General features: G+C 71.9%; 11 protein-coding genes. 3 read left to right on the top strand and 8 right to left on the bottom strand.

All coding sequences use genetic code 11. The annotated features are described in order from the left end of the window. Genes A3CU_RS0115080 through A3CU_RS0115065 form a run of 4 tightly spaced genes read right to left on the bottom strand, consistent with a single transcriptional unit; the run spans position 1 to position 2,545 of the window. Positions 1 to 216 (bottom strand): exodeoxyribonuclease VII small subunit, encoded by a 216-nt coding sequence (locus A3CU_RS0115080; RefSeq protein WP_027943007.1) that lies wholly within the window; start codon positions 214 to 216, stop codon positions 1 to 3. Positions 217 to 260: 44 nt separating this feature from the next. Continuing rightward, the gene (locus A3CU_RS44860) at positions 261 to 677 is read right to left on the bottom strand and encodes a hypothetical protein (protein WP_052371740.1); all 417 of its coding nucleotides are present in this window, start codon (positions 675 to 677) and stop codon (positions 261 to 263) included. 3 nt (positions 678 to 680) lie between these two features. Beyond that, positions 681 to 1,931 carry an exodeoxyribonuclease VII large subunit gene (gene xseA / locus A3CU_RS0115070; RefSeq protein ID WP_027943006.1) on the bottom strand — a complete coding sequence of 417 codons (1,251 nt, stop codon included), beginning with the start codon at positions 1,929 to 1,931 and terminating at the stop codon, positions 681 to 683. Continuing rightward, on the bottom strand, positions 1,928 to 2,545 hold the full coding sequence (locus A3CU_RS0115065) for a lipid droplet-associated protein (RefSeq protein ID WP_027943005.1): 618 nt from the start codon (positions 2,543 to 2,545) through the stop codon (positions 1,928 to 1,930). The genes xseA and A3CU_RS0115065 overlap by 4 nt, the downstream gene beginning before the upstream one ends. A gap of 136 nt (positions 2,546 to 2,681) precedes the next feature. On the opposite strand from A3CU_RS0115065, the gene A3CU_RS0115060 reads away from it, so the two are divergent. Beyond that, complete coding sequence (locus tag A3CU_RS0115060) at positions 2,682 to 3,641, top strand: 4-hydroxy-3-methylbut-2-enyl diphosphate reductase (RefSeq protein WP_043841194.1); 960 nt, start codon at positions 2,682 to 2,684, stop codon at positions 3,639 to 3,641. A gap of 39 nt (positions 3,642 to 3,680) precedes the next feature. Here the strand turns inward: A3CU_RS0115060 and A3CU_RS0115055 are convergent, their stop codons facing one another. From A3CU_RS0115055 to rmuC, 3 genes are all read right to left on the bottom strand, one after another. Continuing rightward, positions 3,681 to 3,956 carry an arylamine N-acetyltransferase family protein gene (locus A3CU_RS0115055; protein ID WP_027943003.1) on the bottom strand — a complete coding sequence of 92 codons (276 nt, stop codon included), beginning with the start codon at positions 3,954 to 3,956 and terminating at the stop codon, positions 3,681 to 3,683. 6 nt (positions 3,957 to 3,962) lie between these two features. Beyond that, on the bottom strand, positions 3,963 to 4,979 hold the full coding sequence (locus A3CU_RS51060) for a DUF6542 domain-containing protein (RefSeq protein ID WP_043841189.1): 1,017 nt from the start codon (positions 4,977 to 4,979) through the stop codon (positions 3,963 to 3,965). 230 nt (positions 4,980 to 5,209) lie between these two features. Continuing rightward, complete coding sequence (gene rmuC, locus A3CU_RS0115040) at positions 5,210 to 6,127, bottom strand: DNA recombination protein RmuC (protein ID WP_027943000.1); 918 nt, start codon at positions 6,125 to 6,127, stop codon at positions 5,210 to 5,212. A gap of 181 nt (positions 6,128 to 6,308) precedes the next feature. Between rmuC and A3CU_RS0115035 the strand changes: the two genes are divergently transcribed. Together A3CU_RS0115035 and A3CU_RS0115030 are read left to right on the top strand one after the other, a co-directional pair. Further along, the gene (locus A3CU_RS0115035) at positions 6,309 to 7,451 is read left to right on the top strand and encodes an exonuclease SbcCD subunit D (protein ID WP_027942999.1); all 1,143 of its coding nucleotides are present in this window, start codon (positions 6,309 to 6,311) and stop codon (positions 7,449 to 7,451) included. Further along, entirely contained in the window at positions 7,451 to 10,411 is a 2,961-nt protein-coding gene (locus tag A3CU_RS0115030) for an AAA family ATPase (protein WP_027942998.1), read from the top strand. The genes A3CU_RS0115035 and A3CU_RS0115030 overlap by 1 nt, the downstream gene beginning before the upstream one ends. A gap of 353 nt (positions 10,412 to 10,764) precedes the next feature. On the opposite strand, the gene A3CU_RS0115025 is transcribed toward A3CU_RS0115030, so the two are convergent. Next, positions 10,765 to 12,279 carry an AlkA N-terminal domain-containing protein gene (locus A3CU_RS0115025; protein WP_043841237.1) on the bottom strand — a complete coding sequence of 505 codons (1,515 nt, stop codon included), beginning with the start codon at positions 12,277 to 12,279 and terminating at the stop codon, positions 10,765 to 10,767. Between the last annotated feature and the right edge of the window lie 170 nt (positions 12,280 to 12,449).

Below are 12,449 nucleotides of genomic sequence, written 5' to 3'. Positions count from 1 at the left end.
TTACGCTTCGTCGGCGGGTTCTTCTTCCACGGACTTGAGCGCGGTCTCGATGCGTTCCCGTGCGCCCTCGAGATGCCGCTCGCAGACCTTCGCCAGATGCTCACCCTTTTCCCACAGGGAGAGGGACTGCTCCAGGGAAAGCCCGCCGGCCTCGAGTTCGCGCACGACCTCCACGAGCTGGTCACGTGCCTGTTCGTAGCCGGGTTCCTCGCTCACGTGCGCACACTACTGTCTTGCGCGGCATCGCGCGCATGCGGGTTTCAGCGGCGCGTCCGTTCGACGGCGTGTCCGTGCCGTATCCGTGCGTTACGGCGGGAATGCGCCGCGACGACAACGCTGGCCACGGCGTGGTCGTAGCCGGCGAAAGCCCGGGCGAACTCCGGGCCGTCGCCTTCGCTGATCGCTTCCTCGATACGCCCTTGCGCGTGCGTCACGCGCCGCCGGTACGCGGCGCCATCGTGGAACCACCACCTGCTGCCGGCGAACTCGCCGGCGGCCTCGGACAGCTGGCGCAGCCGCCGGTCCAGGCCCCAGCGCTTGACCGGCGCGCAGCCGCCCAGCAGGGAAGCCCAGCAGACATTGGCCGCCGCATCGGCCTCGGCGGCGCTGCTCAACACGGCACCGGCTCCTGCTGCCGCGGCGGCATCCGCGGTGAGCGGGAGGAACTTCGGGTGCACGTCCTACTCTCCTGGTTCGGTGGTCGTCGTCATCGCGTGCACGGCGCCATCCACGACGCGCACGCGCAGCGGAGTTCCCTCCGATACTTCAGAGATGGATCGGAGTACCTGGAGGTTGCCTTCCGCGTCCGGATATTGCACGACGGTATACCCGCGGGCCATCGTCGCGGCAGGTCCGAGCGCGGTCAGCCGCGCCCGGGCAGCGGCGATGGCGGCCTGCTCGGTGGACAGTGTGGCGAGGATCGCGCGGCGCCCGCGTTCGGTATGGAGTTCGACGTCCTCGGCACGCCGCTCGATCGGTCCGAGCGGATCGGCGAGCACCGGGCGGCTGCGCAGCTGATCGAGCAACCGGCACTGCGTGTCCACCCAGCCGTGCAGGGCACGGCGGGCCCGATCCCGCAGCTGGAGCACCCGCGCGGTTTCCTCCTTGACGTCGGGCACGATCCGCTTGCCCGCGTCGGTCGGCGTCGAGCAGCGGAGATCGGCGACGTAGTCGAGCAGCGGCGAATCCGGCTCGTGCCCGATCGCACTGACCACCGGGGTTCCCGCCGCCGCGACGGCACGGCAGAGCGTTTCGTCGGAAAAGGGCAGCAGATCCTCGACGCTGCCACCGCCGCGCGCGATCACGATCACGTCGACATCCGGATCGGCGTCCAAAAGAGACAGTGCTTTACGGATCTGCGGCACCGCCGTCGGGCCCTGTACCGCCGTGTTGACCACCTGGAAGCGCGCGGCCGGCCAGCGGGCGTGCGCATTGGCCAGCACGTCGTGCTCGGCGGCCGAGGCGCGCCCGGTGATCAGCCCGATTCCCTTGGGCAGAAAGGGAAGCCGGCGTTTGCGTTCCGGAGCGAACAGGCCCTCGGCGTCGAGGAGGCGGCGCAGCCGTTCGATGCGGGCGAGCAACTCGCCGATGCCGACCGGGCGGATTTCGCTTGCCCGCAGGCTGATCGTGCCGCGGCCGAGGAAGAACGAGGGCTTGGCGTACAACACGACGCTGGCGCCGTCCCGCAGCGGCGGTTCGATGCCGCGGACCAGCCGCATCGGACAGGTGACCGTCATCGACACGTCGGCGGCGGGATCGCGCAGCGTCAAAAACGCCGTCTGCGTGCCCGGCCGGGCCGAGATCTGGGTGACCTGACCCTCCACCCACACCGCGCCGAGCCGGTGGATCCAGTCGGCGATCTTGCGCGCCACCGTGCGGACCGGCCACGGGTGCTCGGCGCTCGTCTGTTCCCTGGCTGTTTCGGTGGTCACTGACTGCCGTTGTCCGTGCTGCCCTCGGACAGCCGCTGCACGTTGCCGATGCGGCGAGTGAGCATGCCGACGAACGACGGACGGTTGGCGTGCGTGCGCTCGTAGGCCAGCAGTTCCTCCAGCTCCGCCAGGGAGAACCGGCGAAGCCTGGCCCGCAGCTGCGGCAGGGTGAGCTCGTCGTAGTTGGCCAGGCCCACGGGTGCCAGCACCGCTTCGGGCGTGCTCTCGGCCACCTCGTCGGCGGTGGCGGCGGTGCTGTCGAACTCACCTTCGGTGTGGTCCTCGGCCAGCGCCCGTTCCTCCTGTTCCCAGGGGTCACGCTGGTCGGGCACGGGTTCGGTCCGGCGACCGTTGTCGCTGGGCGCCGGCTGGAGGTCCTCGTCGAAGGTGGCCCAGCTCGGCGTCTCTTCGACCGGGCGGAATGTCGACAGCGCCTCGTCGCCCTTGATCGCCAGCTCGGTGAGCTGCTGCTGCACACGCATGGAACACTGCAGCACCTGCGACAGCACCGTGACCGGCAGGCCCAGCAGCTGCTTCGGCAGGTCCCGCGCGTGCTCCACGACGGTCATGGCCAAGCCAGCGGCGACTCGAAGCGGAAGCGGGAGCGGCTTCATGCGTACAGCCTGCCGCATGTTGGCCATCCTGCCCAAACGACCACGCTGCGCGGGCGGGTCGTGGTGACCGGACACACACGGTGCAAGCCACGGAGTCATTTCGCGGGCTGATCCGCCTCGCCCGTACCCTGGAGCCATGACTGGAGCGACCTCCTCCGCCAAGCGAGTGCTACTGGCCAAACCGCGTGGCTACTGCGCGGGCGTGGACCGCGCGGTGATCGCGGTTGAGAAGGCCCTCGAACTTTATGGCCCGCCCGTCTACGTGCGCAAGGAAATCGTGCACAACCGGCATGTCGTGGACACGCTCCGGGAACGCGGTGTCATCTTCGTCGACGAGACATCCGAAGTGCCCGAGGGTGAACTGGTCGTGTTCTCCGCGCACGGTGTGTCTCCCGCCGTGCATGCCGAGGCGGCGCAACGCAACCTGCGCACGATCGACGCGACCTGCCCGCTGGTGACGAAGGTGCACAAGGAGGTCAACCGGTTCGCCAAGGACGACTACGACATCCTGCTGATCGGCCACGAGGGCCACGAGGAGGTCGAGGGCACCGCGGGGGAGGCGCCGGAGAACGTGCAGCTGATCGACACGCGCGAGGACGTGGCGAAGGCAGACGTGCGCGACCCGTCGAAGGTGGTGTGGCTGTCCCAGACCACGCTGAGCGTCGACGAGACCATGGAACGGGTCGAGCAACTGCGTGAGCGCTTCCCCGAACTGGCGGATCCACCGAGCGACGACATCTGCTACGCCACGTCCAACCGGCAGACCGCGGTCAAGGCGATGGCCGCCGAATGCGACCTGGTGCTCGTGGTGGGTTCGCGGAACTCGTCGAACTCCAAGCGGCTGGTCGAGGTCGCCCGGCAGGCCGGCGCCCGGGACGCGCACCTGATCGACTACGCCCGCGAGGTCGATCCGTCGTGGCTCGACGGCGTCTCGACGGTGGGCGTGACCAGCGGCGCCTCGGTTCCGGACGTGCTGGTGATGGAGCTGCTCGAATGGCTGGGCGAGCGCGGCTGGACCGCGGTCGAAGAGGTCACCACGGCGAACGAGAAGATCGCCTTCGCACTGCCCCGCGAACTGCGCAAGCTCTCCCCGTGACCCGGCCGGGCCGAGTTCACGGGGCGCACATGGGAGTGCTCAACTCGCGCGGGCTTCGTGCTGACTGACGGCCGTTCGCCAGAGCAGTTCCCGTTCCGCCCTGCTGAATGCGTTGGTGGGAATGCCGAAAACGTCCCCCATCGCGGTCCGCCAGTCTCCGGATGACGGCAGGACGGTGCGTCGTTCGGCATCGCCGGTGCGGGTCAGGGTGAGGGCGATCAGCTTGTCAGCGCTGGTCGCGTCCCGGCGTCCGGGCACGCAAGCCTGCGCGTAGGGCGATTCCGGTGAGGTGGACAGCGGTTCGCCACGGCTCACGGCCGGTCAGGCATCGTCCCAGGGGCGGCGGCGAGGGGGTGGGGTCCCTCGGCCCGGGGCACGGCGGGGGAGGTCGCCGCGGGCACCGTCGCCGCGGGGACCGCCGCCGCGGGGGTCGCCCGAACGGGGTGGCATACGGCGTCCACGAGGGTCGGCTCCCGGCTGTCCGCCGGAGCGCCGCCGGTCGGCGTCGTCGGGTGCGGGACCCCGCCCCCGCCGGGCGCCCGGCGGGGGCGGGGTCTGGCCGGATCGGCCGCCTGGGTCGCTCCGGCGCGGGAGCTCGTCGGGTGGCTGCCGACGTCCAGCGGGCGGCAACGGGTTTTCCCCGGTCGGACGGCGCTGGCCGCCGGTCCGCTCGGGGGGCCGCTGCCCCCGGCCCCCCCGGTTCGGCTGACCAGGTCGTGGCCGACCGTCGTCACCAGATCGTGGGCGACCCTCGTCAGCAGGCCGTGCCCGACCGTCATCGGCCGGGCGCGGGCGGCCGTCCTCGCCCGGCCGCCGCGCGGTGCTCGGACGCTGGCGGGCGCTCGGCCGGTCCGGCGCCTTGTCCTTCCGCCGGGATTCCGGATTACGCTCCTGGTAAAACCGGAAAATACCGACAGCCAGGGTGAAACCCGTTGTGACCGCCATGGTCGGGAAGCCGTTGATCAGCGGGGTCCCGACGGCGAGCGCCTTGCCCAAGGTGTCGCTGCTCGCCGGCGTCCCGGAGACCAGCAGCACCACCGCCGGCACCGTGACGGCGAGGACCAGCGGCGGTTGCACCATGGGCCCGAACAGGCTGCGTCGCTGGACCGCGCAGACCGCGCCTACCGAGCCGACGAAGTAGCAGATGCGAAACACCCAGCCCAGCGTGTTGCTCATCTTCATGTCGACGACGGCACCGACCGCGGCGAGGATGAATGCGAGCAGCACGGCGGCCCACCAGGGCAGACCTCGTCTGTCACCTACGATCGGACGTGCGTCCCAAGGCACGTCGAGTTCGTCGGCGTCGGCATCGCTCGGGCGATCGCGTAGGGCGGTCACGAGGGAACACCGTAACCCGTACTGGACGTCAAGTGGTTGCCACTCCTCGGAGTTGAGCGCCGCTGCTGTGCCGGAACCCGGTGGGTTCCCTTCCACCAGCGGTTTCACGCCACGCCAGCATAGGCTTCAACTCAGCTGTTACGCAGAATTTCCTCCCATCTCCTCCCGAAGCCGGCCTCGACGCCAACCCGTTCGCGCAGTACCGGGTGCGACAACGGTCACATTCACGGTCAGCTCGCGGCCATTTCGTCCCCCTTACGGATCGTCGCGATCTCCGCCGGGCTGCCCGCCGCCTCCGACAGTGGTGCGACCACCGCCCGGAACCCTTCCAACGCATCCAGTTCGCGTCGCCGCGCCGACAGGAACCGCTGCAGGTGGGTGCCGGACAGGTTGACCGCCTCGACCGCCGCGCTCGCCGCCCGGTGCGCCGCGGCCGCGCCCGCCCGCACCCGTTCGACGTCTTCGACCACGGCCCGCTCGCTGGCCGCGAACAGCGCCGCCGACGCGAGCACGGCGAACCCAGTGGGGCCACACAGGAAGATCCGCCGGTCCAGCATCCAGCGCAGGAGGTCGGGGTCGGTGTCCAGCGCGGCGACCACCGCCGCGTCCGACGGGACGAACATGATCGTGCCGTAGATCGCGTCCGCCCAGCGCTGGTATCCCTTGCCCGCCAGCTCGGCCGCCCGCGACCGCAGGTTGCGCACGTGCACGCGCAGCGCGTCCAGCCGCTCCTCGGCGTCGTCGGTCTCCACCGCCTCCGCCCAGCAGGCCAGGCTCGCCTTGGCGTCCACCGGAACGGTCCGGTCACCGCCGACGCGCAGTACCAGATCCGGTTTCGCCGCACCGCCGCCGGCGAGGTCGGTCTGCAGGGTGAAGTGCAGGCCCTCGCGCAGCCCGAGCATCCGCGCGGTCTCCACCAGCACCTGTTCGCCCAGCTCGCCCCGGCCCCGGATGGAGGCGAAGGCGACCTCGTAGCGACGTAGCGCCAGCTGCTGTTGATCCACCCGTGACCGTTCGGCCTCGACCCGCCGCGCGGCCGCATCCGCGCGGCGCACGCTGTCGGTGTACAACCGCCAGAGCAGGACGATCGCCACCAGCAGCACCACGGCGATGGCCAACGCCGCCGTGCTGATCACGGTGGATGCCACCGTAACCCCTCCCTTCCCGGTCCTGCCGACATCATGGCCCAGGCCACCGACAAAACCTCCACGCCACCGCCCGAACCGAGAACTCGGCTGCCTGAGCCGGGAATTCACGTGCCGGAACCGGGGACACGCGGAGACGGCGTGGTGCCGTGTTTCCGGCGATGATCCCCCCTAGCTTGTGCCCGTGAGATTCCTGCACACCTCCGACTGGCACGTGGGCCGTACCTTCCACGGTGCGGACCTGCTCGCCGAGCAGGACGCCGTGCTCGGGCACCTCGCGGACCTGGTGACGGCCGAGGCGGTCGACGTGGTGCTCGTCGCGGGCGACGTCTACGACCGGGCGGTGCCCGCGGCGGAGGCGGTGCGGGTGGCCACGCGGGCCATGGCGCGGATCCGGCGCGCCGGGGCGGAGCTGGTGATCACCTCCGGCAACCACGACTCGGCGGCCAGGCTCGGTGCGTTCGGCGAGTTCGCCGCGGCGGGCGGCCTCCACCTGCGTACCGAGATCGACCGGATCGACGATCCCGTGCTGCTCGCGGACGCGCACGGGCCGGTCGCGATCTACGGGATTCCCTACCTGGAGCCGGAACCGGCGCGGCACGCGCTCGATGCGCCCGGGGCGAAGGGGCACACCGGTGTGCTGAGTGAGGCGATGCGCCGCGTTCGCGCCGATCTGGCGAACCGCGCGCCGGGGACTCGGTCGGTCGTCCTCGCGCATGCCTTTGTCAACGGTGGCAAGGGGACCGAGTCGGAACGGCCGATCTCGTCGGGCGGTGTGGAGCAGGTGTCGGGCGCGGTCTTCGACGGCGCCGACTATGTCGCGTTAGGACACTTGCACGGCCCGCAGACCCTCGCCGAGGGCCTGCGCTACTCGGGCAGCCCGGTGGCCTACTCGTTTTCCGAAGCGGCGCAACGAAAATCGGTGTGGCTGGTGGACCTCGACGCCGGCGGCCTGGCCGGGGTCCGGCGGCACGAGCTACCGGTGCCCCGCCGGCTGGCCAGGCTGTCCGGCCGCCTCGACGAGTTGCTGTCCGGCGACGAGCACGCCGGTCTGGTGGACTGCTACCTTTCGATCACGCTCACCGACCCGGTCCGCCCGATCGACGCGATGCGCCGCCTGCGCGAGCGGTTCCCGTTCGCGGTGCACCTCGACTGGCAACCGGAGCACGGCACCGCCGCGGTCCTGCGGTACGCGGAGGCGGTGCGCGGCCGGTCGGACGGCGAGATCGCGGACAGCTTCCTCGCCGACTGCCGTGGTGCGCCGCCCAACGAGCGCGAACGCGGGTTGTTGCGGCGGGCCTTGCAAGCCGCGGGCAAGGGGGACTGATGAGACTGCACCGTCTGGAAGTCTCCGCGTTCGGGCCCTACCGGGCACGCGAAATCGTGGACTTCGACGCGCTCGGCGCGGACGGGTTGTTCCTCTTGCACGGCGACACGGGCGCGGGCAAGACGACGCTGCTCGATGCGGTGGCCTTCGCGCTGTTCGGGTCGGTGCCCGGCGCCCGGGGCGAGGTGAAACGGCTACGGTGCGACCTGGCGGGGGCGGATGATCCGACCGAGGTCGCGCTCGAACTGACCGTGCAGGGCCAGCGAATCCGGTTGGTGCGCAGTCCCGAGTACCAGCGGCCGAAGCGGCGCGGCGATGGCACCACCACGCAACCCGCCAAGGCGTCGCTGAGCTGGCTCGACGGGGCACCGGCCGGCCACTCGCCGGACGGGCTCATCCGGATCGACGAGGTCGGCCGGACGGTGGAGCGGCTCCTCGGCATGAACGCCGCCCAGTTCTTTCAGGTCGTTCTCCTGCCGCAGGGCGAGTTCGCGAAGTTCCTGCGCGCCGACACCAGCGAACGGGAACGGTTGCTGGAGAAGCTGTTCGGCACCAGACGGTTCGCCGACGTCGAGGCGTGGTTCCGTGACCTGCGCGTCGAGCGCAAGCGGGAGCTGGAGCGCCGCCGGGGCGAACGGCGCGAGTGGCTGGCCCGGTTCGCGCAGGTGGCCGGCGAGGACCCGCCGGAGGCCGACGTTTCCGCCTGGGTCGCCGATGTCCGGCATCGCGCGGAGCAGGCCGTGACAGAGGCGGAGGTCGCGCGGACGGCGGCCGTCTCGGCACGCGAGACCGCCGAGCAGGAGCTGGCCGGCCGGCGGATCGCCGCGGAACGGGTCCAGCGCGTGCGCGCCGCGCACCAGCGGCTGGCGAGCCTGGCCGCGGGGGAGGCCGAACGCTCCCGGTGGGCCGACGAGGTCGCGGCGGCCAGGCGGGCGGACACGGTGATCGGCGCCGTCACGCAGGCCGATCGGCTTGCGGCACAGCTGGAGCAGGCCCGGCGCACCGAGGAGCTTCGCGTCCGCGAGCTGGCGGCCACCGGTTACGCCGAAACCGGCGCGGACATCGTGGAGTTGCGCCGGCACGCCGGGAAGCTGCGGGAAGAGGCCGGGGCGCTGGCCGGGCTGGTCGCCGAGGCCGACCAGCAACACCGGGACCGGCGGGAGCTCGCACGGCTCGGCGAGACCGCGGCACGGGAGCGCGCGCGGGCCGAGGTGTTGTCGGAGAAGCTGGCCGGCATCCCGGAGCAGGTTCGCGAGCTGAGGCTGCGACTGGATGCGGCCACCGAGGCCGAGGTGAAGCTGGAAGCGCTGCGGGAGCGGAAAACCGAACTGGTCGCCGCGGTCCGGGACGCGGCGACCCTGCCCGAGGCCGAGCGTGCGCTCGCCAAGGCGGGCGAAGATCTGCGGCAGGCGCACGAGCAGCACCTTCAGGCACGCGAGTACCGGCTCCGGCTGCGGGAGCTGCGGCTCGACGGGATGGCCGCCGAACTGGCCGCCGGGCTGGCCGCCGGCGCCGCCTGCCCGGTCTGCGGTTCCGAAGCGCATCCGGCCCTGGCCCGGCCTGCCGGCGAGCAGGTCGACCGGGCAGGGGAAGCGGCCGCGGAAGAAGCCGAGAACCGGGCGGAGAGCCGGCGCAAGGCGGCCGAGACTGCCCGGCATGCGGCGGAGACCAGGCTGGCCGCGCTGCGGGAGCGGCTACGCGGACGCACCGGCGAGGAGCTGAACGCGGAACTCGCCGCGCTGAAAGAACAACTTGTGCGGCTGGCCGGGCTGGCGGGCGCGAAGGCGAAGCTGGCAAGCAAGGTCCAGGCCATGGACGAGGAAGCCGGCGACTTCGCCGAGCAGCGTCGATCCGCCGAGCAGGCGGCGACGGCCGCCGAGACCCAACGGCACGCGTTGGCCGAGCTCGTCGCGGAACGTGCCCGCCGGCTCGACGAGGCGCGCGGCGAACACTCCGACGTCGGCGCTCGCCGCGAGTACCTCGTGCGGCTGGTGCGGGCGATCGACACACTCGTCGAAGCCAGGTCGGCGTGCGCGAGCGTGCGGGAAGGACTGGACCAGCAACGGGCCGCGGTGCGGGAGGCGTTGGCGCGGGTTGATTTCGCGACCGTCGAGGCGATGCGAGCCGCGGTCCGTGACGAGAAAACGGTGGCACGGCTGGAAAAGCAGCTGTCGGAGGCCGCGGCCGAGGAGGCCGCCGCCGTCGCGACGCTGGCCGAACCAGAGCTGGCCGGGGTCAGCCCGGACGACGACGTGGACGTGGCGTCGGCCGTCGAAGCCGCGAAATCCGCGCGTGAACGGGCCGAAGCCGCGGCCGCCACGTTGCGGGCGGCGAGCACCAGATCCGACGAGCTGACGGGGCTCACGCGACGCCTGGAGACGGTGGGCCGCGAACTGGCCCCCGCCGAGGAAGCCTTCGCGGAACTCGACGCGTTGACCGACGTCGTCAACGGTCGCGGGCAGAACGCCCGGAAGATGTCGCTGCGCTCGTACGTGCTGGCCGCGCGGCTGGAAGAGGTCGCGGTGGCGGCCACCGCACGGCTGCGGAAGATGAGCCAGGGCCGCTATTCGTTCGTGCACTCCGACGCGGCGGGCGCGCACGGCACGCGTGGCGGGCTCGGGCTCGATGTCCTGGACGACTACTCCGGGCGGATCCGTCCCGCGAAGACCCTGTCCGGCGGGGAATCCTTCCTCGCCTCGCTCTCCCTTGCGCTCGGTCTCGCGGACGTCGTAGCCGCGGAGACTGGCGGTGCGCTGCTGGACACGCTGTTCGTCGACGAGGGTTTCGGCACGCTCGACGCCGAGACCCTGGACGTGGTGATGAACATCCTCGACGAGCTGCGGGCCGGTGGCCGGGTGGTTGGGCTCGTGTCACATGTGGAGGAGCTCCGGCAGCGCATCCCGACCCGGCTGCGGGTGCGCAAGTCGCGCGTCGGTTCGACGGTGGAGATGACCGCCTGAGTCCCGTCGAACCCGGGTTGCGTTCGCGCACCGACCTCGATCACACCCCGGAACCGGGAACTCAGGCGCCTGAGTCGGGGACACACTGACCTGAGCTGGGAACTCGGGCGCCTGAATCGGGGACACGCGCGCCTGAGCCGGGAACTCGGACGCCTGAAGCGGGAACTTGGACGCCTCAAGCGGGGGCATGGGCGCCTGAGTCGGGGACACGCGCACTTGAGCCGGGGACTCGGTGACCTGAGCCGGGGACTCGGTGACCTGAGTCGGGAACTCGGGTGCCTGAAGCGGGGACACGGGCGCCTGAGCTGGGAACTCGGGGGTCTGGGGTGGGGATGCGCGGGTCTGGGGTGGGATCAGGCGCTGCGCCAGAGGTACATGCCAGCGTAGGAACGCCACGGGCGCCAGGACCGGGCGTGGGTGGGCAGGTCGAGGATGCCCAGCGTGGCCGCGCCCTTCTGCACGACGAGGTCGCCGGTGAGCAGCACATCGGGAGCGCCGAGCACGCGCATCACCACGTAGTCGGCGGTCCACGGGCCGACGCCGCGCAAGCCAAGCAGCTCGGCGCGCAATTCCCGCGGGTCCCGGCCGACATGCACCTCCACGGCACCGGAGGCCACCGCCTCGGCCATCGCGCAGATCGCCTCGACCCGCTGCCGCGGTCCGCGCAGCACCTCGCGCCCTCGTTCGGCCACCGCCTCCGCGGTGGGGAACAGGTGGGTGAGGCTCTCCTCGTCGCCGTCCGGTGTTTCGCCGAGGGCCGCGGCCAGCCGGCCGGCGGCGGTGCGGGCCGCGGCGACCGAAACCTGCTGCCCGAGCATGGCGCGCAACAGCAGCTCGAAGCCGTCGACCGCACCAGGCACCCGGATACCGGGGGCGGCGGCGACCGCGGGCGCCAGCAGGGGGTCCGCGCCCAGCACGTCAGCGACGGCCGCCGGGTCGGCGTCCAGGTCGAGCAGGCGGCGGGCCCTGGCGACCGCGCTGGCGAGGTCCCGCACGTCGGCGAGGCTCAGTTCGCACCGGACGTGTCCATCCCGTGGCGTGAGCCGGACGGTGGCCGGGCCGTGGGGCAGCCGGAGTGTCCGGCCGTAACCGCCGTCCTGCATGGCCTCCACGCCGGGCACGGCCCGGTCGGCGAGGAAGCGGAACAGCCCGGCCGCGTCGAACGGCGGCCGGTACGGCAGGCGCAGGCTGAGCCTGGTGCCGGTGCCGGTGCCGGTGCCGGTGGCGATAGCGGTGCCCGTGCCCGTGCTGGTAGCGGTGTCCGCGCTGGCCGCGCGGTCGCGCCGGTGGGTCGCCGCGGCGCGCAGCTGCGAGGGGGTGCGTGCGAACACCTCGCGGATGGTGTCGTTGAACTGCCGGACGCTGGCGAACCCGGCGGCGAAGGCGACGTCGGTCAGGGGCAGCTCGGACAGCTCGATGAGCAGCCGGGCGGAATGCGCCCGGTGCGCCCGGGCCAGCGCGAGCGGACCGGCGCCGAGTTCGGCGGTGAGGACCCGGCCGAGCTGACGTTCCGAATAGCCGAGCCGCCGGGCCAGCCCCGGCACCCCTTCGCGCTCCACGGTGCCGTCGGCGATCAGCCGCATCGCGCGGGCGGCCAGGTCGGCGCGCAGGTTCCAGTCGGGTGACCCCGGCACCGCGTCGGGCAGGCAGCGCCGGCATGCCCGGAAACCGCCCGCCTGTGCTGCCGCGGTCGTGGGGTAGAACCGAACGTTGGTGGCCTTCGGGGTGACCGCGGGGCAGGACGGGCGGCAGTAGATGCCGGTGGTCTTCACCGCCGTGATGAACTGTCCGTCGAACCGTGCGTCACGCGAGGCGACCGCGCGGTAGCAGCGTTCGGCGTCGCGCCACAGTGCCCACTCCGTGCTCATGAACTCGATGGTGCCACCCCAGGTCAGCCCCGGCTGGCGGAAATCCGACGTCACCCACCGCCCGCGGTGCCGGTGCGCCTCGCCGGTGCCGGGCCGCCTATAAAAGCGGCGGAGCCGCTTGCCGTGGGGCCGTCAGCCTGCACCGCCGCGGGTTCTGGATTGAGGCTGTA

Source organism: Amycolatopsis taiwanensis DSM 45107, assembly GCF_000519205.1.
In the GTDB taxonomy this organism is placed as follows: domain Bacteria; phylum Actinomycetota; class Actinomycetes; order Mycobacteriales; family Pseudonocardiaceae; genus Amycolatopsis_E; species Amycolatopsis_E taiwanensis.
The sequence above is the reverse complement of the archived record's forward strand: the minus strand, read 5'-3'. Positions and strand labels throughout refer to the sequence as shown.